This is a genomic window from Rhodococcus sp. EPR-157, from assembly GCF_001647195.1.
Taxonomy (GTDB): Bacteria; Actinomycetota; Actinomycetes; order Mycobacteriales; family Mycobacteriaceae; genus Rhodococcoides.
This window is the reverse complement of record NZ_LVCV01000159.1, coordinates 22,096-45,007: the sequence shown is the minus strand read 5'-3', so window position 1 is coordinate 45,007 and position 22,912 is coordinate 22,096. Positions and strand designations below refer to the sequence as shown.

23 protein-coding genes are annotated in these 22,912 nt (G+C 63.9%); 9 read left to right on the top strand and 14 right to left on the bottom strand.

The window, feature by feature from the left end:
• The coding region (locus A2J03_RS06650; RefSeq protein WP_068371113.1) for a TetR/AcrR family transcriptional regulator at positions 1-580 on the bottom strand (580 nt) is incomplete at its 3' end.
• Positions 581-786: 206 nt separating this feature from the next.
• On the opposite strand from A2J03_RS06650, the gene A2J03_RS06645 reads away from it, so the two are divergent.
• The 5 genes from A2J03_RS06645 to atzF are packed head-to-tail and all read left to right on the top strand — an operon-like array spanning position 787 to position 7,474.
• Positions 787-2,367: an amino acid permease gene (locus A2J03_RS06645; RefSeq protein ID WP_068371110.1), complete on the top strand. Its 1,581-nt coding sequence runs from the start codon at positions 787-789 to the stop codon at positions 2,365-2,367.
• Positions 2,364-3,158: an urea amidolyase associated protein UAAP1 gene (locus tag A2J03_RS06640; RefSeq protein ID WP_068371077.1), complete on the top strand. Its 795-nt coding sequence runs from the start codon at positions 2,364-2,366 to the stop codon at positions 3,156-3,158. Before A2J03_RS06645 ends, A2J03_RS06640 begins: the two co-directional genes overlap by 4 nt.
• Positions 3,155-3,775, top strand: coding sequence for an urea amidolyase associated protein UAAP2 (locus A2J03_RS06635; protein ID WP_068371074.1), 621 nt, complete (start codon positions 3,155-3,157; stop codon positions 3,773-3,775). Before A2J03_RS06640 ends, A2J03_RS06635 begins: the two co-directional genes overlap by 4 nt.
• A complete protein-coding gene (locus tag A2J03_RS06630; RefSeq protein ID WP_068371071.1) occupies positions 3,772-5,793 on the top strand; it encodes a 5-oxoprolinase/urea amidolyase family protein in 2,022 nt (673 codons plus the stop codon). The genes A2J03_RS06635 and A2J03_RS06630 overlap by 4 nt, the downstream gene beginning before the upstream one ends.
• Positions 5,783-7,474 carry an allophanate hydrolase gene (gene atzF / locus A2J03_RS06625; RefSeq protein WP_068371069.1) on the top strand — a complete coding sequence of 564 codons (1,692 nt, stop codon included), beginning with the start codon at positions 5,783-5,785 and terminating at the stop codon, positions 7,472-7,474. Before A2J03_RS06630 ends, atzF begins: the two co-directional genes overlap by 11 nt.
• 20 nt (positions 7,475-7,494) lie before the next feature.
• On the opposite strand, the gene A2J03_RS06620 is transcribed toward atzF, so the two are convergent.
• The 4 genes from A2J03_RS06620 to A2J03_RS06605 form a co-directional block, all read right to left on the bottom strand.
• Positions 7,495-7,929 (bottom strand): hypothetical protein, encoded by a 435-nt coding sequence (locus A2J03_RS06620; RefSeq protein ID WP_156520242.1) that lies wholly within the window; start codon positions 7,927-7,929, stop codon positions 7,495-7,497.
• A 56-nt stretch (positions 7,930-7,985) separates the two neighbouring features.
• Positions 7,986-8,627, bottom strand: coding sequence for a LysE family translocator (locus A2J03_RS06615; RefSeq protein ID WP_068371063.1), 642 nt, complete (start codon positions 8,625-8,627; stop codon positions 7,986-7,988).
• A gap of 65 nt (positions 8,628-8,692) precedes the next feature.
• Positions 8,693-9,292, bottom strand: a complete 600-nt coding sequence (locus tag A2J03_RS06610; RefSeq protein WP_068371060.1) for a DUF937 domain-containing protein — start codon at positions 9,290-9,292, stop codon at positions 8,693-8,695.
• A 46-nt stretch (positions 9,293-9,338) separates the two neighbouring features.
• On the bottom strand, positions 9,339-10,130 hold the full coding sequence (locus A2J03_RS06605) for an SGNH/GDSL hydrolase family protein (RefSeq protein ID WP_231912398.1): 792 nt from the start codon (positions 10,128-10,130) through the stop codon (positions 9,339-9,341).
• Between the two features lie 395 nt (positions 10,131-10,525).
• On the opposite strand from A2J03_RS06605, the gene A2J03_RS06600 reads away from it, so the two are divergent.
• Positions 10,526-12,166 (top strand): alpha/beta hydrolase, encoded by a 1,641-nt coding sequence (locus A2J03_RS06600; protein WP_068371104.1) that lies wholly within the window; start codon positions 10,526-10,528, stop codon positions 12,164-12,166.
• 42 nt (positions 12,167-12,208) lie between these two features.
• Positions 12,209-12,370, top strand: a complete 162-nt coding sequence (locus A2J03_RS30920) for a hypothetical protein (protein WP_197480642.1) — start codon at positions 12,209-12,211, stop codon at positions 12,368-12,370.
• 4 nt (positions 12,371-12,374) lie between these two features.
• On the opposite strand, the gene A2J03_RS06595 is transcribed toward A2J03_RS30920, so the two are convergent.
• Together A2J03_RS06595 and A2J03_RS06590 are read right to left on the bottom strand one after the other, a co-directional pair.
• Positions 12,375-12,650, bottom strand: a complete 276-nt coding sequence (locus A2J03_RS06595) for a hypothetical protein (RefSeq protein ID WP_231912397.1) — start codon at positions 12,648-12,650, stop codon at positions 12,375-12,377.
• A gap of 57 nt (positions 12,651-12,707) precedes the next feature.
• Complete coding sequence (locus tag A2J03_RS06590) at positions 12,708-12,920, bottom strand: hypothetical protein (RefSeq protein ID WP_156520241.1); 213 nt, start codon at positions 12,918-12,920, stop codon at positions 12,708-12,710.
• A gap of 77 nt (positions 12,921-12,997) precedes the next feature.
• Here A2J03_RS06590 and A2J03_RS06585 point away from each other — a divergent pair, with 77 nt between their 5' ends.
• Positions 12,998-13,960 (top strand): NAD(P)/FAD-dependent oxidoreductase, encoded by a 963-nt coding sequence (locus A2J03_RS06585; RefSeq protein WP_068371051.1) that lies wholly within the window; start codon positions 12,998-13,000, stop codon positions 13,958-13,960.
• 6 nt (positions 13,961-13,966) lie between these two features.
• Here A2J03_RS06585 and A2J03_RS06580 read toward each other — a convergent pair whose 3' ends face one another.
• The 4 genes from A2J03_RS06580 to A2J03_RS06565 are packed head-to-tail and all read right to left on the bottom strand — an operon-like array spanning position 13,967 to position 16,659.
• Positions 13,967-14,923 carry a hypothetical protein gene (locus A2J03_RS06580; protein WP_231912396.1) on the bottom strand — a complete coding sequence of 319 codons (957 nt, stop codon included), beginning with the start codon at positions 14,921-14,923 and terminating at the stop codon, positions 13,967-13,969.
• Between the two features lie 18 nt (positions 14,924-14,941).
• The gene (locus tag A2J03_RS06575) at positions 14,942-15,661 is read right to left on the bottom strand and encodes a Clp protease N-terminal domain-containing protein (protein ID WP_068371048.1); all 720 of its coding nucleotides are present in this window, start codon (positions 15,659-15,661) and stop codon (positions 14,942-14,944) included.
• A gap of 53 nt (positions 15,662-15,714) precedes the next feature.
• Complete coding sequence (locus tag A2J03_RS06570) at positions 15,715-16,248, bottom strand: FAS1-like dehydratase domain-containing protein (protein WP_068371045.1); 534 nt, start codon at positions 16,246-16,248, stop codon at positions 15,715-15,717.
• A gap of 9 nt (positions 16,249-16,257) precedes the next feature.
• On the bottom strand, positions 16,258-16,659 hold the full coding sequence (locus A2J03_RS06565) for a DUF6069 family protein (protein WP_156520244.1): 402 nt from the start codon (positions 16,657-16,659) through the stop codon (positions 16,258-16,260).
• Positions 16,660-16,862: 203 nt separating this feature from the next.
• Between A2J03_RS06565 and A2J03_RS06560 the strand changes: the two genes are divergently transcribed.
• Complete coding sequence (locus tag A2J03_RS06560) at positions 16,863-19,103, top strand: putative bifunctional diguanylate cyclase/phosphodiesterase (protein ID WP_231912395.1); 2,241 nt, start codon at positions 16,863-16,865, stop codon at positions 19,101-19,103.
• Between the two features lie 21 nt (positions 19,104-19,124).
• Here A2J03_RS06560 and A2J03_RS06555 read toward each other — a convergent pair whose 3' ends face one another.
• The 3 genes from A2J03_RS06555 to A2J03_RS06545 are packed head-to-tail and all read right to left on the bottom strand — an operon-like array spanning position 19,125 to position 22,912.
• The gene (locus A2J03_RS06555) at positions 19,125-19,811 is read right to left on the bottom strand and encodes a response regulator (RefSeq protein WP_068371039.1); all 687 of its coding nucleotides are present in this window, start codon (positions 19,809-19,811) and stop codon (positions 19,125-19,127) included.
• On the bottom strand, positions 19,808-22,261 hold the full coding sequence (locus A2J03_RS06550; RefSeq protein ID WP_068371036.1) for a sensor histidine kinase: 2,454 nt from the start codon (positions 22,259-22,261) through the stop codon (positions 19,808-19,810). The genes A2J03_RS06555 and A2J03_RS06550 overlap by 4 nt, the downstream gene beginning before the upstream one ends.
• A gap of 6 nt (positions 22,262-22,267) precedes the next feature.
• Entirely contained in the window at positions 22,268-22,912 is a 645-nt protein-coding gene (locus A2J03_RS06545) for a potassium-transporting ATPase subunit C (RefSeq protein WP_068371033.1), read from the bottom strand.

The following is a 22,912-nucleotide window of genomic DNA, read 5'->3' as shown; positions in this document are numbered from 1 at the left end:
CGACCACGCGGGCATAGTCCGCCGTGGGCGAGGTACGACCACTTTCGGCGTCGGCCCGCCCGTTGACGACTGTCTCCACCAATCGGAACGGCAGATCCTCCGTACCTGGGATAGCGGTAGCTCTCCCGACGTCGAGCACTTCTGCGGCGATCGAGGCATACAGGTCCATCAGTGCGTGGCGGTGTTCCCGGAAGGTCTCGAACCGCTCGTTGCGCAACTCCGGCAGTAGATAGAGCGCCCCAAGGTTCCACGTGGATCGTCCCAGCTGACCGGCGTCGAACAGAGCGAGCGCGTACATCTTCACCTCGGGCGGTGCATCCGAGGCGCGGATAGCCTGCGCGACGGCCAACGGCTGATCGACGGTCCCGCTCAGCAGCGCGTCGAGCAGTTCGTCCTTGTTGGCGAAGTGGTGATACAGCGATGCCTGACGCATTCCGACCGCCTCGGCGATCATCCGCGTCGAGGTATTGGTGAACCCTCGGGTGGTGAACAGCTCCGCCGCAGCGTCGAGGATTTCCTCGCGAGCCGTCTCTCCCGGCCGCTTCTTCGTACTGAGCCTCGGTCGGCCTGCGGTCGTCATGGTGTCCATCCTGGCATCGAACAGCCGCCGGTGAAGTTTCTGTCACTTGATAGAAATAGAGGAAACACAGTTGTTTCACAGACGCCACTGTTCGATACATGGGCGTCACCCACGGGAACTGTCGACGCGGAAAACTATCGACTGACAGAAACCCCGCACCGGCAGCGCAGACGGGCGGTCACTCTTCTTCCTTCCAGGAGACGCACATGAGCTCGACTACTCTGCCCGCGCCCGAGGGTTCACCGGCACCGGTCTCCACTGACCAGTCGGATCTCGCGGAGCTGGGATACGAACAGCAACTACACCGTTCGCTCGGCAAGTTCGCATCGTTCGCCGCAGGCTTCTCGTTCGTATCGATCCTCACCACCATCTTCCAGCTCTTCGCTCTCGGATTCAGCTTCGGCGGCCCGGCTTTCTTCTTCACCTGGCCATTGGTGTTCCTCGGCCAGTTCATGGTGGCCCTCAATTTCGCTGAACTTGCTGCGCGATATCCTATTTCGGGAGCCATCTACCAATGGTCACGACGCATGGGCGGTGAGATCGTCGGTTGGTTCGCAGGCTGGTTCATGATCATCGCGCAGATCGTGACCGCCTCGGCCGCAGCAATCGCCCTTCAGGTGGTCCTTCCCAGCATCTGGAGCGGATTTCAGATCGTCGGCGACGATCCGGCACTCACTTCGCCGAGTGGAGCTACCAACGCAGTAATTCTCGGGTCCGTCTTGCTCGTCGCCACGACGACCATCAACTCGATCGGCGTCAACTGGATGTCGCGCATCAACAGCATCGGCGTGACATGCGAGATCGTCGGTGTCATCGCGTTGGTCGCAGTCTTCTTCACGCACGCTCAGCGCGGACCGCAGGTGGTACTCGACACCGGTGCCGCAGGCGCAGAACCCGGATACATCTGGGCATGGATCGTCTCGGGCCTCATGGCTGCCTACGTGATGGTCGGATTCGGTTCTGCCGGTGAACTTGCCGAGGAAACCCACAATCCACGTCGCGTCGCACCTCGCACCATCCGCCTGGCACTGTCTGCCTCCGCGCTCGGCGGCGGTCTGATGATCGTCGGCGCACTCATGGCGGCCCCGTCACTGACCGACGGAAACCTTGCGACGCTCGGCCTCCCGTACGTGATCGATTCGATCCTCACCTCACCGTGGGGGACGGTGCTTCTGATCGATGTCGCGATCGCAGTCTTCATCTGCACGTTGGCCATTCAGACCGCAGCTTCGAGACTGATGTTCTCGATGGCTCGTGACGGACGACTTCCCGCGTCGCAGGTGCTGTCCAAGATCAACTCCAAGACCGGAACACCCATCGCCCCTTCGGTTCTCATCGGACTCGCCTGCATCGCCGTGTTGGTCGTCAACGTCGGGAACGCCGCACTGTTCACGACTCTCACCAGCGTGTGCATCGTGCTGATCTACCTCGCCTACATGATGGTGACGGTTCCCCTTCTGTTCCAACGATTGAAGGGTTGGCCGCACGGGGGAGTCCAGGTGGACGCCGAAGGCAAAAAGCTCTTCACCCTCGGTTGGCTCGGCATCCCCGTCAACGTCGCAGCCGTCCTCTACGGCGGTCTGATGGTGATCAACCTGTCCTGGCCTCGCGCCGAGATCTTCGATCCCACCGGCGAATACCCAGTCCTGCTGTGGGCCGCACCGTTGACGATCCTCGCCGTGACCGTCGTGGGAATCGCATGCTTCCCCCACGGAAAGACCCACCCACGGCCGGCATCCGCTCATCCGCAGGCCCCTTCGTCACGACAAGAAAGCACCAACGCATGAGCACCGCAACCACACACGCAGCCAAAGAACACGCCCGGTCCCAGGCCATCACCGTCGACGGACCCACCCCTCCCGCCGGCATCGATCGTCTCGTTTTCGCCGACACCGTTCCCGGCGGCCGCTACACCACCATGGTCCTGTCCCGAGGGACCAGGCTGCGGTTGCGCGACGTCGACGGCAGCGCCTGCGCGAACATCCTGCTCTACCGCGCCGAGGCCCCCTGGGAGCGCCTGAACGCCGCCGACACCGTCAAGGTGCCGTGGCAGGCATACCTCGGCGTCGGACATCCGCTGCTGTCCGATCAGGGTCTAGTGCTCGCCACCGTCGTCGCCGACAGCTCCGCGCACCACGACGCCCTGTGCGGCACCACCTCCGAAAAGTCGAACACTGCCAGATACGGAAGCGGCGCACTGCATTCGACATCACCGGCAGGACGGGAACTGTTCACCGTCGCCGCCGCCAAGAACGGACTCGAACCACGGGATCTTCCACCGTCGATCTCGTTCTTCCACGGGGTACGCGTCGAGGCCGACGGCACATTGGTGAGCACCGGCACCGCGGGTGCAGGGACAGAGATCGACCTACTGATCCACCTACCGGTGATCGTGCTGCTCGCCAACACCGCTCACCCGCTCGATCCGTCCCCGACTTTCGACACCACCACTCTCGACGTGCTGGCGTGGGATGCGACCGAGGAGTTGACGGACCTGCCCAACACCGAACCCGAATACACACGCGCAGTCTGGAATACCGAGTCTGCATGGAATTCCGGCCTGAAAGGCACCCGATGACAACGACACTCGACACGATCATTCTCGATCAGACGGCCGACGCACGCGCACCCTGGTCCACCGTCGTCGCGGCCGGAGACGTTCTGACGATCATCGACCTCCACGGAAACCAGGCTGTCGACACGCTGATGTACTCGGCACACGATCACGCAGTCCGCTATTCCGCCAGCGCGACGATCGCCGCGCAGCGCAACCTGTTTCTCACCACCGGAAGCGTTCTGCTCAGCGATGATTCGACACCGCTGATGACGATCGTCGCCGACGAGGTCGGCAACCACGACACCGTTGGTGGCGCCTGCTCACAGGAATCGAACACGCTGCGCTACGGCCACCACACCAAACACCAGCACGCGTGCGTGGAGAACTTCCTGATCGAAGGCGCCAAGTGGGGACTCGGCAAGCGGGACATGGTGTCCAACATCAACTTCTTCATGAACGTCCCGGTGGACGCCGACGGAACTCTCGGCATCGTGGACGGGTTGTCGGCACCGGGTAAGTCCTTGTCGCTGAGGGCCGAGATCGACACCCTCGTCCTGGTGTCGAACTGCCCTCAGATCAACAACCCCTGCAATGGGTTCGACCCCACGCCGGTACGGATGGTCGTGACCCGATCATGAGCGTCACCAAGATGACCGTGGTCCGACCCGGCATGCTCACCACTATCCAGGACTGGCCTGGCCGCATCGGATACTGGAAGGTGGGTGTGCCGCCGTCGGGGCCGATGGACGACCTGTCGTTTCGCCTCGGAAACGTCGCGCTCGGCAACCCCGAGGGCGCGCCGGGCCTGGAGTCCGCGATGTCGGGGCCGGCACTGACCTTCGACGCCGACACGTACGTGTGCGTCACCGGAGCCGACGCTCGGGTCCGCGTCGACGGCCGGGATGTACCGCAGTGGCGGCCGGTCATGGTGCCTGCGGGCGCTGTGTTGGACGTCGGGCCGACGCATGGTGCCGGACTACGTGTGTACGTGACCATTCAGGGCAGCATCGAGGTCGAGGACTATCTCGGCAGCGCATCGACCTTCACCCTCGGCAAATTCGGCGGGCACCGAGGCGGCACCCTCGGCGAGGGGGACATTCTCAGAATCGAGAGCCGCCACGATTCCGAACGCATTCGGTCGATCCCCATGGAGCACCGTCCGGTCCTACCCGTTACATCGAACGGCGGGAACTGGAACATCGCCGTCACCGAGGGGCCACACGGGGCGCCGGAGTTCTTCACTCGCGCCGACATGGACACCCTCTACTCGACCGACTACGAGGTGCACTTCAACTCCGACCGCACCGGAGTACGTCTCATCGGGCCCAAGCCGGAATGGGCGCGAGAGGACGGCGGCGAAGCGGGCCTGCACCCGTCGAACATCCACGACAACGCCTATTCCGTCGGCGCCCTCGATTTCACCGGTGACACACCGATTCTCCTCGGACCCGACGGCCCGAGCCTCGGCGGGTTCGTCTGCCCGGTGACGGTCGTCGCAGCCGAACGCTGGAAGCTCGGGCAGCTCAAGCCGGGGGACACCATCCGATTCGTTCCGGTGAAAGCCGCACACGCCGCGGCGCTCGGCGCGCTGGGGCTGGAGCGCCGTGCGTCGTTGCCGGTCGTCTTCTCTTCCGGAGGAGATGGAGACGACGGGGTCATCGCGCGCCGCGACGGTGACACCGCGGTGACCTATCGCCGGTCCGGAGACGACAACGTTCTTGTCGAGTACGGAGACATGAAGCTCGACCTGGCACTGCGCGCCCGCGCACATGCGCTGCACCAGCGGGTGGAAGCGCTGAACCCACGTGGCCTGCTCGATCTGACACCCGGCATCAGGTCGCTGCAGGTCAAGGTCGACCCGGATGTCCTTCCCATCACCACGCTGATGGGATTGCTACACGACATCGAAGACGACCTTCCCGCAGCATCGGAATTGGTGGTGCCCTCCCGTACCGTCCGCATGCCGCTGTCGTGGGACGATCCCGCGACCCGCGAAGCAATCGCCCGGTACATGCACGGTGTGCGCTCGGACGCGCCGTGGTGCCCGTGGAACATCGAGTTCATTCGTCGGATGAACGGGCTCGACAGCGTCGCAGATGTTTTCGACACCGTGTTCGCAGCGGACTACATGGTTCTCGGTCTCGGCGACGTCTATCTCGGCGCGCCCGTGGCAACGCCACTCGACCCACGCCATCGGCTCGTCACCACCAAGTACAACCCGGCCCGCACCTGGACGCCGGAGAATGCAGTCGGAATCGGCGGCGCATACTTGTGTATCTACGGCATGGAGGGACCCGGCGGATACCAGTTCGTGGGCCGCACCACCCAGGTATGGAATCACCGATATCCAGACCAGAGTGGTTCTTTCGAGCAGGAGAGTCCCTGGTTGCTGAGATTCTTCGATCGCATCTCGTGGTACCCCGTATCACCCGAGGAACTGATGGACCTACGCGCGGACACCGCGGCCGGACGCGGGGGCGGAGTGGAGATCACCGACGGCGCATTTTCCCTCGCCGAGCACGACGAATTTCTCGCCGCGAACAGCGATTCCATCGAGAAGTTCCGTGCCGTGCAGTCGGTTGCCTTCGACGCCGAACGTACAGCTTGGTCTGCCGCAGGAGAATTCACCAAGAAGGAGAGATCCGATGCAGCATGAGGTAGCCGAGCGAGTTCGTAAGGCTTACAAGCGAATCGCAGAAGTAGATCGGCCCGAGATCTGGATCACGCTTCGCATGGAGGACGAGGTACTCGCCGATGCCCATGCGTTGGACACCACACTCCCGCTGGCGGGCATGCTCGTCGCAGTCAAGGACAACGTCGATGTAGCGGGACTTCCCACCACAGCGGCCTGCCCGGAGTACGCCTACGTTCCCGAGGTATCGGCCACGGCTGTCCTGAGATTGGTCGAGCACGGTGCACTGATACTCGGCAAGACCAACCTCGATCAATTCGCGACGGGTCTCGTCGGCACCCGTAGCCCGTACGGCGCCGTCCGGTGCGCTTGGGATCCCGAGCTCGTCTCGGGTGGTTCGAGTTCCGGATCAGCAGTAGCCGTTGCCCTCGGCATCGCGGACATCGGGATAGGCACCGATACTGCCGGTTCCGGCCGCGTCCCAGCTGCGTTCCACGGGCTTGTCGGAGTCAAGACGACGCTCGGCATTGTGCCGTCGACGGGCGTCGTACCGGCCTGTGCCGACTACGACTGTGTGACGGTATTGGCCGGCGATCTCGACACGGCCACCCTTGCCACCCGAATCATGGCCGGCTACGACGACGCCGATCCGCGGAGTCGAACGTGGCCTACCGATGTGCCACTCGCGGCCGGCGCGACCCCGAGAGTGGCGATACCTCGGCCCGAGGACCTCGCTGCGCTGTGCCCGGAGTACAAAGACGCGTTCGATCGGACCGTGGCCGGGCTGGCATCGAAAGGAATCGACTGTGCGCCCGTCGATATTTCGTCGCTCCTGGACGTGGCGACCCTGCTGTACGACGGCGCCATCGTTGCGCAGCGATACTCGGCGGTCGGCGAATTCCTTGCCGGCGATCCTGCTTCGGCGGATCCGACGGTCGCGCAGATCGTTCGAGGCGCCGCAGACCCGACGGCGCACCGCTACGTCGACGACCTGTCCACGATCGCGAAGGGTAAACGCCGTGCGTCTGCTCTGCTCGACGGCTTCGACGGGCTACTGCTCCCCACGACCCCCGAACACCCGAGTATCGCTGCCGTGCAGGCAGATCCGCTAGGAATCAATCGGCGGTTGGGTACGTTCACCAACTTCTGCAATCTTCTGGACATGGCAGCGGTTGCGGTACCCGGCGCTCCCACCCTCGACGACCACCCGTTCGGTGTGATGGTGGTGGTTCCCACGTTCCATGATCAGGTCGCGATCGATGTGGCAGCCAAGCTCAGCTCCTCCGATGCCCCCGTTCTCGTCGACGAAGGCTTGGATGTGCTGGTCGTGGGTGCACACCTATCCGGATTCCCGGTGCACCATCAGCTCACCGATCGTGGCGCGCGTTTTGGGGGCGAAGTGCTGACCTCGGACGCGTACCGCCTCGTCGATCTGGGGACGACGCCGCCGAAACCCGGACTCGTCCGTCATGGGCCCGGTCTGGGTGCACCCATCGCAGGAGAGCTGTACCGGATGTCGGCGGCCGGGCTCGGGACATTCCTCGCTGGGCTTCCCGTGCCGATGGGTTTGACGAAGATAGAACTGTCCGACGGCAGCTGGGTGACCGGGTTCTGCTGTTCACATGACGCTGCAGAGGGAGGTTTGGACATCACCGACTTCGGCGGGTGGCGTTCCTACCGGGCTTCGGTACAGGCGGCTGGATAGAAAGCTACTGCGGAATAGAACTACTGCGGCCTGATGCTGTCGATCCACGCACGCGGATCGTTGACGTACCAGGCCGCAGAGTCGCCACCGAATCCCACCCGGAGCAGATCCTGCCCGACGGACTTACCGGCGTGCGATCGAACGATGTCGACGAATTCGATTGTCGTCAACGGTATTTCGAGCGGTTTCGTCGAACCGATCCGACGAAACCACAGTACGTGCAAGGTGAGGACGAGGGCGCCGTTGCCGCGGACCTGCCGTCCCCCTTTGGATGCGAGGCCGAAGAAGTTCGCGGCCGGGTCGGATAGAACGATGTCCTTCTCGGAGAAGTTCTCGGCAATCATTCGACCGGACGACAGAGCGACGCGACGCAGCGCTGTTCGCGTCACGATCAGGATCGCCGCAACGAGGGCGACGACGACAACCACGATCAAGACGACAATCGCGACATTCATCGGCTCAGGATAGGGGAGGCGGATCGGTTCGTCCACGCGCAAAGGAGAAGCGACGATCACGCAGGAGCCGGGCGGCTTCCGTCGGTCGCGAGCCGAACGGCAAGTAGTCCCAGCACCGTTCCCATCACGTAGCGCTGCACTCTGATCCAGCTCGGACGCACCGCGAGGAACTGTGCGATGGAGCCTGAACCCAGCACTATCAGCGCATTGATGCTCACCGCAACAGCAATCTGTACCCCACCGAGTACGAGGCCCTGCAGCAGCACCGAACCCGCTGCGGGATCGACGAACTGCGGAATGATCGAGATGTACATGACGGCCATCTTCGGGTTGAGCAGATTCGTCAGCAGCCCCATCGTGACCAGCCGTCGATTCGAATCCTGCTGCAAGCCAGTGACTTCGAATACCGTCGTGGACCCCCGGACCGCCGAGATCGCCAGCCACATCAAGTAGCACGCGCCGGCGATCTTGATCGCGAGATACAGCGTCGGGACGGCCGCGAACAGCGCCGCGAGGCCGAGGTTGGTTGCGATGACGTACACAACCAACCCCAGCGCGACGCCTCCGAGCGACACCAGACCGGCGGCGCGTCCCTGAGAGATGCTGCGTGAGACGAGGTACACCATGTTCGGTCCGGGAGTCAGCACCATCGCCAACGCGACCGCGAACACACCGGCAACTGCAGTCGTGGACACCATACGAGCAAGACTGGCACCGATACCGATGGTTGTAACGGTCCAGTTCTACGATCCTGGCTACCCGCCTACTTCTTGCCGCCACCGAGTAGTCCGCCGAGCAGGTCACCGAGCCCGCCTGCCGAACCACCGGATCCACCGGATCCACCGCCGAGAATTCCACCCAGGACGCCGCCGAGCCCGCCCGAGCCGCCGGATCCGCCACCGCCGAGCACGCTGCCCAGTAGATCTCCGAGCCCACCCCCGGAAGACTCGCCTGCTTGGCCGCCCGTGAATCTCTTCGCCAGGTACGCCAACACGATCGGCGCAAGAATGGGAAGGACCTTGGCGACGAGTCCGCTGTCTGCGCCCCCGCTGATGCCGCCGAGCGCACTGGCTACGTCGCTCTTTTTGTCTCCGAACACATTCGACACGATCTTCGCGCCGTCAGCTTCGTCGACCTGATCGATATCGACGCCACCGTCCAGCAGTGACGACGAACTATGCTGCTGCAGAGCATTTTCCAGGGACGCGGCACCCGCAGGGTCCTGCGCGTTGGCCTCGAGCCCGCCGACGAGAGTCGGCAACGCGCGAGTGACGGCAGACCGTGCCGTCTCTTCGTCCACACCGAGCTTGGACGCTATCTGGTCGATCGGAATCTGTGCGAGAAGTTCGTCGAGCGATGCCATGACAAGACCACCTACCGAGTGAGTGTGCACCCCCCGTTGGGCGCAGTCAGCTCAGAGTAAGGGAATCGGCGACAACCTGGGCGAACGCGGCCATTCCGGCAGCCGTGGGATGCAGCGGCGCGGCCGGGTTGGCGGGGATCACACCTTCGAGGTACCGCTCGTCGGGTGCAGCACACGCGTCGTGGCCGATACTGACCGGCCGCACGTCGACGAATCGTGCGCCGTGGTCTTCGGCTTGTTCGGCCAGGGCGTCGTTCAACCGATCGACGCTCGCCTGAAGGTAGTCGGCGTCGCGGGCCCACACCGGCTGAGTTCCGTAGCAGCCACCGGGCCGTACGTACGTGCCGTACCCGACCACCACGATGTCTGCGTTGGGCGCTCGACCAGCGATGGCGTCGAGGACCTGCCCCCAATTCGGCGCCGCCTCCGTTATCGCGTCGCCGATGACATCGGTTCCGCCCGCAGTCAGCGCGTCGGCACAGGAACTTCCGGACGGTTCCGGCGAGAAGTTGACACATCCGCGTGCCGAGGATACGAGATCGACGTCGTTACCACCGATCGTGATGGTCACCAGATCCGTCTCCTCGGACAACGCGTCGATCTGCAACGGAATCGGCCCGCTGTTGGTCGACTGCACGTCGGTGGCGATGTTCTCCGAGCGCGCACCTGAGCACGACACGTCGACGAAAGATCGCGCCCCGATCAGCCCAGCCAGAACGTGCGGATAGTTCGAATCCGACTGCAGGCACCCAGCCGTTCCCGTCGACTGCGGAATCAGCGGCCCCGAGGCGCCCGAATCACCGAGGGCGACGTAATCGAGAGCGGGTGCGGGCTCCACCGGCTCCACATTCTGCGCGGAACCTGTGGAGCACGACACAAGTGCCGCCACACACAGGAGCCCTACCACCGCGCGGCGCATGCATCCGACGCTACCCGCGCCGAGCACGATTCACAGGTACCCGACAGGTCCTACGACCTGTCGGTCGTCCTGAACTGCCGGTAGCCTCGATCGGGTTCACCGTGCATACGAAAAAGGGATGACTCATGCTTACCAACTTCATCAATCAGATCCTCGGCGGCGTCGGCAGTATCTCCGCAGGAAGCAGTGGCTTCGAACTGCAGCCGGGAACGCTGCCCTTCGGCCTCTGATCGGTCCGACCGGCATCGAAGGGTGACGGGTACCCGGTGGCCATTCAGCAGGCTCCTGGTGCCCGTCACCTCTAACATATGACGATGCACACGCTGCGACGGTTCTTCGCACGCCTCGAACCCGCGGCGTTGTTCTTCGCAATAGTCTTCTTCGCGTTCTCGATGACGCCGTCCCTGCTGCCCCGAGCGTGGTATCTGCAGGGCGTGGCCACCGGCATCAGCGTCGCAACCGGCTATGGCCTCGGTTGCCTCCTCGTGTGGATCGGACATGCGTGTGGAATACGTCCCAACTGGTCGGACGCGAGCAAGCGATACGGCTGGTGGGCACTTGCCGGCACCGCCATCGTTGTCTTCCCACTGTTCCTGATTCTCGGCTCGTGGTGGCAGCAGATCGTTCGGAAGCTTGTTGAAGTCGACTACGAGGGCGGCGGCCGCATCCTCTATGTCGCGGTTCTTCTCGTTGCACTAGTGGTGGCCGTTCTACTTCTGTTCATCGCCCGTGGTTTGCGTTGGTGCGCCAGAAGCCTTGCCGCGCTCTGCACGCGATTCGTACCGGTTCCGATCGCCAAGGGCATCGGGGTCGCGGTCGTAGCCGTTCTCACCCTCTTTCTGCTCAACGGCGCAGTGAACAACGTGCTGATCGCAGCGATCGCAAGCTCCTCCGAGCTGGCCGACAAGGGCAGCCATCCGGGCGTCGAACAGCCGAGTGCACCCGAGAACTCCGGGTCTGAAGAGTCGTACGAGGACTGGGATTCGTTGGGCATGGAGGGGCGCCGCTTCGTCTCCTCGGGTCCGACGGCCGAGGAGATCGAGAGCTTCACCGGGACAACCGCATTGACGCCGATACGCGCGTATGTCGGCGCAGCCGACGTGGATTCGATCGACGAAGCTGCAGATCGTGTGGTGGCCGAACTGGAGCGAACCGGCGCTTTCGATCGGGCCGTACTGGCTGTGGCCACGACGACCGGGCGCGGCTGGGTCAACGAATCTGTCGCCGGACCGCTCGAATACATGTACGGCGGGGACACTGCTATCGCGTCGATGCAGTACTCCTTCCTTCCGAGCCCGATAGCCTTTCTGGCCGATCGAGATTCACCTCGCGAGGCCGGACGAGCACTGTTCGAGCGGGTGTACGACGCGGTGCAGGAACTACCGGAGGAATCCCGTCCGAAGCTCGTGACATTCGGCGAGAGCCTCGGCGCCTACGGCGGGCAGGACGCGTTCGGCGGGGCCCGGGACATGGCCGCACGAACAGACGGCGCTCTGTGGGTGGGCAATCCCAACTTCACGAAGCAGTGGTCCGAGATCACCGCCGATCGTGACGCCGGGTCCCGCGAGATACTGCCGGTGGTCGACGACGGGCGCTACGTACGCTTCGCGGGTCGGCCGGACGATCTCGAGATCGGTACTCCCTGGGCAGAACCCCGCGTGGTGTATTGGCAGCACGCGTCGGATCCGATCACCTGGTGGTCACCCAACCTTGTTTTGCATCAACCGGATTGGTTGCGTGAGGAACGCGGTGTCGACGTCGATCCAGGGGTCCGCTGGTTTCCGTTCGTGACGTTCTGGCAGACGACTTTCGACATGGTGTTTTCCACCGACGTGCCGCAGGGTTACGGGCACAATTACGGCGAGGACTCCGTCGAGCTGTGGGCCGAAATCCTCCAACCCGAGGGTTGGACCGATTCCGACACCGAGCGCCTGCGGGATATCGTCGCCCGCTGACCGGCAGCGTTTCGGTTACCCCTGGGCGGGTATGGCCACGTCATGACCGATACACAGCCAGACCCACACACCGAAGACGCCGGCAAGAACCAGGAAGGCGCCGAGGCTGACGTCCAGTCCGACCCTGCCGAGGGCGAAGAGTCCGGCGACTGGTCGGGCGAAGGAGGAGCGACGCACGACGGACCCGCCACCGACACGGACTGATCGATCAGGCGCCCGACATCCGCTCTGCAACCCCGCGGACAAGCCGCACGTCACAGGGAGCCACTACCTTCACGGCGGTCGACCGGCGCTCGAACCAATCGCCGTCGAGAACGAACTCGACACGCAGATCACCGAGCCAGTCGATATCCACGACTACTCCCACGGTGCCGAGGGGCACGCCGCTACACAAGGCACGCTTGCCTAGATGTCGGGCCGCGGCCACTACGTCCCCGTGTCGAAGCGCCTTCTCGTCTCGGATGCCGCGTGATGCTGGATACATGTTCCCCGCTCGTGTCGTGTTCCCCGCTGACCAGTGAACACCCGACGAGGGCGGGCTTCAAGTCGCCCACGGTTCGCTGACCAGGCCTTTCCATGGCGGGCAGATTGGTCGATACCGCAAATCGGACGCATCGCCGAAGAAGGCGTCCAACGACGAACTGATTCCCCGAACATCGAGCCCGTGGGTGTTTCGGTGTTCTTTCGGGGTGCCGTACTTGCGTAGCTCGTGGTGCCCGACGCCGAGCCCGATCACCCGATGCCGAACAGTCACAGCACCGGCGCGAATGCGCCTTGCTGTTTCAGCAATTTTTCTTGCCGAAATGTTGGCGGGCGACCATAGTGGCTCCTATGACATCGAATCCGCGCTACGACGTACTCATCATCGGCGGCGGGGCCGCCGGCCTCTCCGCGGCAGTGACGCTGGCACGTGCCCGGCGGCGTGTACTCGTCGTCGACGCCGGAACTCCGCGCAATTTGCCTGCCGCACATGCCCACAACTATTTGGGCGCGGAGGGGATCTCGCCTCTCGAACTAGTGAAGCGAGGACGCACGGAAGCACTCGGGTACGGCGCCGAATTCCGCGATGGATCCGTCGAGTCCGTCACCGGGAGTATCGGCGAGTTCACCGCTTACCTCGCCGACGGCACTTCGATCGACGCCCGACGACTGCTCATCACGACCGGATTGACCGACGAGCTTCCCGATATCCCTGGCGTGGCCGAGCGGTGGGGCAGAGAAGTGCTGCACTGCCCGTTCTGCCACGGCTGGGAAGTTCGCGAAGACAGGGTGGGAATCATCGGCAGCGCGTTCGGCGTGCACCAGGCCTTGATGTGGCGGCAGTGGACGGACCGAGTCGTGTTGTTCGCCCAGGACTTCGAACCGACCGACGAGGAATACGAGAAGCTGGCAGCTCGCGACATCGGCGTCGTCACCGGAACGGTGAGCAAATTGATCGTCGCCGATGACACGCTCGTCGGTGTGAAGCTTGCGTCGGGAACAACCGTCGAGATCGATGCGGTCGTCGTGAAGCCCTACTTCGCTGCCAACGCGTCTCTCCTTCTCGGACTCGGACTCGAGGTCACCGACGTCATGATGGGTGAACACTCGATGGGTAGCGCACTGGCTGCGGATCCGACCGGCGCCACATCCGTCGCCGGCGTCCTCGCGGCAGGCAACGTCGTTGGAATCACCGAGAATTTGATCGGCTCGGCCGCGGCCGGCTCGAAGGTAGGCGGCGCAGTCAACGGCAGTCTCATCGAGGAGGACGTCAGGTTCGCCGTCGACGCGCGGGCCGCCGTCCCGTCTTCGTAGGCGCTGTCAGAGCAGCTCCCGTTGAGGTCGATAAGCGTGAAGCACTCGTAGCGCGCGAAGGGTCACCCACCGACTCGGCGAGCGTGCAGGTGGGTATTCGATGTGGGTCCGGCCGGGATACTGGGATGCGGCAACCCATCGGCCATCGCGTCGGCGTCTGCTCTCGACCACGCGCAGAGCGTCCTCCAATCGCGGATCCCACGGGATTCGCGCAGCACGCAGGACATCGAGGCCGTGAAGGACGTCGAAATGCCACCGTGCGGGGTGATGCAGCCTGGTGAACTCAGCACTGATCGGTTCGTGGTCCGAGCGTCGTTGGTACAGACGGCGCGACAGTAGCGATTCGGTCGCCGCGAGCAGTGCACTCAGCACGTCACCCGAGCGATAGGCGTAGTCCCGGCCCAGATATTCGGCGAGGCCGTCGATGACGCTGGTCGTCGAGTGCACGGATGCGGTGCGTGCGCCGGAACGATTGGATCGACAATTGAATCCACCATCGGCCATCTGCTGACCGAGAACGAAGTCCACCACACTCTCCAGCGCGGCGGCCTCGGCGCGGAAGTGCGAGGCGTAGCTCAGAAACATCCCGTTGATGCAGACGTCCGATTGCTTCACGCTTCCGGCCGGATTGACACCACCGTCCGCGCCCTTCTCTCGAGTGAGCAGTGCGACCGTTTTCACGCAGGCGGGGTGTGTCGGCATGACTCCGAGGTCACGAAGTTCGAGCAGCGTGTAGTGGCTGCATGTCCACTTCGGCTGGTAGAAGCCGCGTCCCCAGTGTCCGTCGGGTCCCTGCGCGGACAGGATCCCCGCGGCATCCCCGTCGAGCGTGACCCGTTGCTCGAGATCGGGGCGCTCGTCGTCCAGAATGTCTCGCCTCGTCTGGTACTGGACGGCCGCATCGCCGGCCAGTAGCCATTGCATCGTGTCGGAGGACTGGGCGAAGACCTCGATCGACGACACAGTCGCGACTCTAACTCCTCACGCCTCGAACTGCGCGAGGGCCGCCACCAGCTCCTTCTCCACGGCTCCCTTCTCCAGGCCGAGTTCGGCGAGTACACCTGTGCCATCCTCGTATTCGAGGAGCGCCAGGAGGATGTGTTCGGTTCCGACGTAGTTGTGCCCGAGCCGAAGCGCTTCGCGGAAGGTCAATTCCATGACCTTCTTCGAACCGGCGTCGTATGGAACGAGCACCGGCGGCTCCGCAACTCGCTCCGGCAACAGCGGCGAGACAGCCTCTCGGATCGAAGTTTCGGTACGCGAGGAGGACAGGAGAAATCTCGCCCCGAGCGACTCCTGCTCCGAGAGCAGCCCGAGCACGATGTGCGCGGGCACGATCTCGGCGTTCTTCGCAGCCTGCGCTTCGTTCAACGACGCTGCGACCACGTTTTTCGCCCGGGGGGTGAACCGACTGAATCCCTGATTGGGGTCCAGATCGGGCTCCGACCCCTTCGGCACGAACCGCTTCTGCGCGGCCTGCTTGGAGACGCCCATGCTGCGTCCGATGTCGGTCCAGGACGCACCGGATCGGCGAGCTTGATCGACGAAATGTCCGATCAGGTGATCGGCGAGTTCACCGAGATGGTCGGCCGCGCCCACCGCGTCGGACAGTTGTTCCAGCTCGCTGTCGTGCACTTTCTTGATGGCGGCGATGAGATCGTCGAGTCGGATGGGAACGGTGACCTGCGTGGGTTCTGTCATTCGTCAACCATAGGTTGACGCACACCGCGCGTCAACCCTGAGTTGACGAAGAACTATGACGCCGGGGCGGTACCGGCCATCATGATCTGTTCGACGATGGTCATGAACTCGTCCGGAGCCCGCACCTCGGTGGATGCGGCGATCGTCGTCGACGCCGTCAGAATCGGCTGATCACGCTGGTCGAAGATCTCGTTCTCCACCACCATCAGATCTGCTCCGACGGCCCGACGTGCCGAGACCAGCGTCACCTCACAGCTCAGTCGATCGCCTGCGCAGAGCGGCCGGTGAAATGAGAACCGCTGATCGACCTGCAGGATCTGCGGCATCGAATAGCAACTGAACGCCTCTTCGAACAAGCGGCGCTGCGCTACGAACGCGATGAGCGACATGAACGTGGGAGGGGCAAGCACAGCCGGGTGTCCCAGATCCCGCGCGGCGTCGGTGTCGTGATGTGCCGGGTGGAAGTTCTGAACTGCCTTCGCGAACTCGGCTACCTTGGCTTTGCCCACCACATAGACGTCGTCGATCCGATAGCTCTGCCCGACCATTGCGCGAACCTGCCCTGGTACGTCGTCCGCTGCACTCATACCTTCAATTTACGCCGCGCCGCGTCGCATCGACTCCAACCCGATCGGGACGACGATTGCGATGACCACGTGCATGAGCGCGAGCGTCACCGTGGTGGCGGCGTCGAAATCGGCGTCGACAGTCATCGCGATCGTCCCCAACGGAGCGAGAACTCCGACAACCTGCGCAATCCTGATCACGCCTATCCACCGAAGCGAGATCAGTGCCGCGAGCCCCATACCGACCACGATCGGGACGACTGTCAGCATCACCACGCCACCGGGCGCGACTGGCGTCGTCGTCCCGCCGTCGGTCAGCTCGAAGGATCCTCCGGCGGCGAGGCCGACGAGCCACAGGACGAGGTTGGCGAGAAGCGACGCACCGACGGAAAACAGCACAGAACGCGGGCGGGTCGAGGCAGGTACGCCCATTTTCGTAGGGGCAGAGATTGTCATGACAAACTCCTGTCTGTGAGGTAATAGAAGAATCAGGTCTACGTTTCGACCTGGCGAATCCGGGAAACTCATCGCAGCGGCACGCGCGTTCAAAGGGTCCTGCAGTAATCTCCAGAGCACAGTAGATTCGTGGATTACAACATCAGTTGAGGATTACGACACAGTTGAGGGGGCCTTCGATGAGTACGAAGGCTCACCCATTGCAGCGCCTGCTCGCTCCGACACCCAGGCTGGTTGGCCTCGGCTCGGTAATTCTCGCGGCGAGCGTCGTCTTCTACGTCGGAAGTGCGTCCATTCGCTCGGCCGTCCTCGGCACCTTCGCCCTCGGATCGATAGTCGCGATCAGTGTGGGGATTCGCCGGTACAAACCTGCCGACTCGACCTCCTGGTGGTGCCTGTTCGCGGCCGCCGCCCTGTTCCTCGTCGGTGTCGGTCTGCGGGGCGATCCCAGCATCTATCCCCTGGGCGTCACCACTCTGTCGAACGCGTTCATGCTGTCCGGCTACGTTCTCATCGGCACTGCCCTGGCGCGGTGGATACTCGAGCGTCGCTCACGCGACGACATCACCCCGCTGATCGATGCAGGCCTGATCGCGCTCGGAGCGCTGTTCCTCTCCTGGGTGCTGCTGATCTCGCCGCTGCTGAACACCGAGAGCGATACGGCCACCGCTGTACTGAACGGCATCTACCCGGCGATCGACGCCGGCATGATCACCCTGGCCGCGTACCTTCTCATGTCCTCCAGACGCGGCAACACCTCGCTACGACTGCTTCTGCTGGCGTTGTTGGCCGTATTCGCCGGAGACATCGCCTACGCGCACTTTCTCTCGCGTGGCTCACCGTTGTCGCCCGGTCTGCTCGACGGCATCTACCTGCTCGGATACGCATCCCTGGCACTCGCCGCACTCGACCCACAGATGGCCACGATGTCGCAGCGTCAGCGCGCGGCACCACGCCAACGCCGCCGCACCACGTTCCTGATCGTGATGCTGTCCGTGTCCGCGGCGATACCAGTCCTCGGAACCGCCGTGTCCACACCCGACCTGGTCGTCCGGTCGACGCTGCTCTCGGCCATCCTCATCGGCAGCTTCCTTCGCGGCGAACGCGCCATGAGCCTCATGGAACGCAGCGAGGACGACGCCCGCTATCGGGCCGCTCACGACCCTCTCACCGGGCTTCCCAACCGAACGATGCTCGATGACCAGTTCACTCGACTCGGCGCACTCGACAAACCGGGCCGCATCTTCATCCTGTTCGTGGACCTCGACAACTTCAAGATGGTCAACGATTCGTACGGTCATCGCGTCGGCGACGAGATGATCGCGGCCACAGCACACCGTATCCGCGCAACCGTGCGTTCGTCGGACACTGTCGTCCGCTACGCCGGCGACGAATTCATCGTCATCGGCCGCTGCACGCGACCCGAGATGGAATCGCTGGCTCGGTCGCTGATCGATCGGATAGCGGAACCGTTCGTCCTCAGTGCAGCCATTGCCTACATCACCGCGTCCATCGGAATCGCTGCCACCACCCACCGCGCTCACGAACTGGACGATCTCATCCGCGAGGCGGACACCGCGATGTACCACGCCAAATCGCAGGGTGCCTCGCGGATCGAATTCTTCGACGAGTCGCTCCGGGCAGCTTCGACAGCTGCGATCGAAACAGCCACCGCACTGCGCGGTGCCGTCCGACGTGGTGAACTCGAAGTCCATTACCAACCGATCGTGATGACCTCCACTCGAAAGACCGTCGTCTACGAGGCACTCGTCCGATGGCGCCACAGCGGCAGACTGCGCGGACCCGGCGAGTTCATCGGCATCGCGGAATCGACCGATCTCATCGGTGAAATAGGCGAAGAGGTTCTTCGCACTGCGCTGACGGACCTGGCGGTACTGCGCGCCGAGGGCCAGGACGTGACCATGTCGGTCAACATTTCACCTGTGCAATTGCGCAACGACTCGCTGCCGGGGATCGTCGGAAAGCTCCTCGACGAACTCGGACTCAAGGGCTCCGATCTGGCGCTCGAAGTCACCGAGACTGCGCTCATCGACGACGTATACGCCGCCAAAGCTATTCTCGACCGACTTGCCGCCATGGACGTGCTGATTGTTCTCGACGATTTCGGTGTCGGGTACTCCTCGCTCAGTCGCCTCCGTGAGCTCCCGATCGGGCTGCTCAAGATCGACCGCTCGTTCATTGCCGAAATCGGCACGACGGACACCGGCGGATCACTGGTATCGGCAATCGCTGCGATGGCGCGCGCGCTACCGGTCTCCATCGTCGCCGAGGGCGTCGAGACCGAACAGCAGGCTCACGCGATCGAGGCCCTTCATTGCCGCTTCGCGCAGGGCTACCTGTACGGAAGGCCTGCGCCACTACAACACTGGCTGAAGCAGAGCGCCACAACAGCCTCCTGAGACAGTGCCGGTGGCGGGTAGTCACACCAATCGATAGCCCATGCCGGTTTCGGTCAGCAGATGCCGAGGATGCGACGGATCGTCCTCGAGCTTCTGCCGTAGTTGGCCGAGGTAGATTCGCAGGTAGTGAGTTTCACGCTCATGCCGAGGACCCCACACTGTCTGCAGAATTTCTTTCTGCGACACCAGTTTTCCACGGTTGCGCGCCAACAGCTCGAGCACTCCCCACTCGGTGCGGGTGAGATGGACCGTCTCACCGCCGCGGGTGACTCTCTTCGCCGCGAGGTCGACGATGAACGAATCCGTCACCACCACAGCATCTTCCACCGCCCGTGGCCCACGCCGCAATGCTGCACGTAAGCGAGCGAGCAGTGCATCCATTTCGAACGGCTTGGTGACGAAGTCGTCCGCGCCCGCGTCGAGCGCCTCGACGGTGTCCGCCGAATCGGTTCGCGCCGACAACACGACTATGGGAATGTCGGTCCACCCGCGCAACCCGCCGATGACGTCGATGCCGTCGAAATCGGGTAGGCCGAGGTCGAGTAGGACTATCTCGGGATGAAAGTTCGCCGCCACCCGCAGCGCTTCGGCTCCCGACGCAGCGGTCGCCACGTCGTACCCGCGCACCTTCAGATTGATACGCAGGGCCCGAACGATCTGGGGTTCGTCGTCGACGACGAGGATTCTGATCCGTGCGGTCTCGCTCATGGTGCAGCCTGCAGGTCCACGGTGATCGTCAGTCCACCGCCGGGTGTGTCCGAAGCGTCGACACGGCCTCCCATGGCTTCGACGAATCCGCGGACGACGGACAGTCCCAGTCCCACCCCGGTGGTGGTGTTGCGGTCGCCGAGACGCTGAAAGGCGTCGAACATCGTCTTCTCGGATCCCCGTGCGATTCCAGGCCCAGTGTCCGCCACGGTGATCGACGCTCGGTCTCCGAGTTGTGTTGCTCCGATTCTGATCACACTTCCGGCTGCGTGTCGGACGCTGTTGTCCACCAGGTTCGCGAGCACGCGCTCGAGCAGTCCGGCGTCGGCAAGAACTTGTGTGTCTCCGACGTCGACGTGCACCGTGTCGGCCGACGCTGCCGTGCCGATCAGCGCGCGTTGGACTGCATCCTCGACGTACACCGGGGCGAGTGCCGGACGAACGACCCCGGCCTGCAGACGAGACGAATCGAGAAGGTTGCCGACCAGCGAGGTCAACTGATCCGCCGACTCGTCGATGGTGGCGAGCAGTTCGGCGGTGTCCTCGGCGGAGAACTCGACGTCGGTGCTGCGCAACGACGATGACGCCGCCTTGACGGCCGCAAGGGGAGTGCGCAGATCGTGACTGACGGCGGACAACAGAGCACGCCGGAGCACATCCGCCTCGGCGAGCGCGGTGGCGCGGCTGGCCTCCTCGCTCAACCTGCCTTGTCGCACCAGCCCTGCAGCCTGATTCGCAACGGCTGCAAGCACCCGTCGATCACGTGCGCGGGTCCGGGGGCCGACGAGCAGCATCGTGAAGTCCCCTCCTGGAGCTTCTATCCGGGTATCCGCCTCCGTTGCTGTCTTCTCACCGACTGCACCGACGGTCACGCCCGTCGATTCTTCGACGAGCAGCACCGCGCGCTGCCCGTAGGTCTCGCGCACTTTCTCCAGTAGCGCATCGAGATCGGCACCTCGCAACACCGATCCGGCGAACAACGTCAGCAGTTCGGCTTCCCGGGATGCGTACCTGGCTTCGCGTGTGCGGCTGGCTGCGGCGTCGACCAATCCCGCCACCGCAACTGCCACGAGCAGAAGGACGACGGTGACGACGAAGTTCTCGGGTTCGGCGACGGTGAGGCTGTAGCGCGGTGCAGTGAAGAAGTAGTTCAGCAAGAACCCGGCGATCAGTGCCGAGAGTGCCGCAGGTGCAACGCCACCGAGCAGTGCGACGCACAGCACGACCATGAAGAACAGTGCACTTTCTCCGGTGGAGTCGAGCCGTGAATCCAGGACGGTCAACAGGCCCGTCGCCACACACGGCACCACGATCGCAGCGATCCACGACAACACGCGTCGACTGCCACGGCCGACCTGGAGTCGCCAGCCTCGCGCGCGCTCGTCGTGGGTCACCATGTGCACGTCGATCGTGCCTGAATTCTGCACGACCGCGGCGCCGATGCCCTCGTCCAGAATTCGGGCGGCACGCGAGCGCCGCGAGGTCCCGATCACCACCTGCGTCGCGTTGGCACCTCTGGCGAACTCCAGCAGAGTTGTCGGCACGTCCTCGCCGACCACACTGTGCATAGTGGCGCCGAGCGCAGCGGCCAACGTGCGCACCGCACCCATCTGCGGAGCTGATACGCCGGAGAGTCCGTCGCCCCGGACCACGTGCAGCACCATCAGTTCCGCACTCGACCGCGACGCGATCCGACTGGCTCGCCGTACCAACGTTTCCGATTCCGGTCCACCGGTGACCGCGACGAGGACGCGTTCACGGGCCTCCCAGGTATCGGTGATTCGATTGTCGTTGCGGTACTTCACGAGTGCGGAATCGACCTGGTCCGCGGTCCACAGCAGAGCAAGCTCGCGTAGTGCGGTCAAGTTGCCGAGACGGAAGTAGTTGCTCAGTGCCGCATCGACCTTGTCGGCCGCGTAGATGTTCCCGTGGCTCATTCTGCGACGTAGAGCCTCCGGCGTCACGTCGACCAGCTCCACCTGCGCGGCACCGCGAACCACACTGTCCGGGACTGTTTCTCGTTGGGTGGCGCCGGTGATCTGCCGAACCACGTCGTTCAAGGATTCGAGATGCTGGACGTTGACGGTGGACACCACGTCGATGCCGGCATCGAGCAACTCCATCACGTCCTGCCACCGCTTGGGGTGCCGTGATCCGGGCGTGTTCGTGTGGGCAAGCTCGTCGACCAGGACCAGGTCCGGCTTACGGGCCAGCACTGCCTCCACGTTGAGCTCCGGAACAACCACGCCCCGGTAGGTGATCTCGATCGGGGCGACCATCTCGATTCCAGCGAGCGCCGCCTCCGTGCGATCGCGGCCGTGCGTTTCGACTACCGCGGCAACCACGTCGCACCCGCGCTCCATGCGTCGGTGCGCCTCGTTCAGCATCGCCAGCGTCTTCCCGACGCCTGGAGCCGCGCCGAGATAGATTCGCAGCTCACCTGGCTCCACTGTCGGCTATCCCTCTCCGCTCGCGCACGACGGGGCAGTCAACCCGAGCGCCACGTTCAGCTCCGGCACGGCGACTGCCACTGCTCCGAGTACACCGTACTGCCGACCGTGCGTGTGTTCGCGGACGAGCGCCTCCACGTCGTGCTCGCTCAGTCCGTTGACCCTCGCAACCCGCGCCACCTGGATGGCAGCGTATTCCTCGCTGATGTCCGGATCGATACCCGATCCGGATCCGGTCACCGCATCGGCGGGAACCTGCGCGGGATCCACCGACTCGCGCTGTGCGATGGCCGCACGGCGCTGCTCCACGAACTTCGCGAGCAGTTCACTGTTGGGGCCCTGATTCGTGGGGAGCGCGGCACTCGGGTCGCCCGGGGCGAACGCGTCGTCGTCGGCGACCGATCCGGTGGTGCGCGTGTGGAAGTACGGGTCCGGCTCTCCCGGCGGCACCTGCGGGTCGACGCCGATCAACGAGCTCCCCACGACGCATCCGTTGCTGTCTCGCAACGGCGAACCCTCCGCCGAGGACATGTCGAGCCTGCTGACGACCCAGACGGTCGCAGGATAGGCAACTCCGAGAAGTGCAGTGAACACTGCCAGCACTGCGAAGCCGGCCAGTGTCTGACGAAGGAAACTACGGAACAGTCGCAT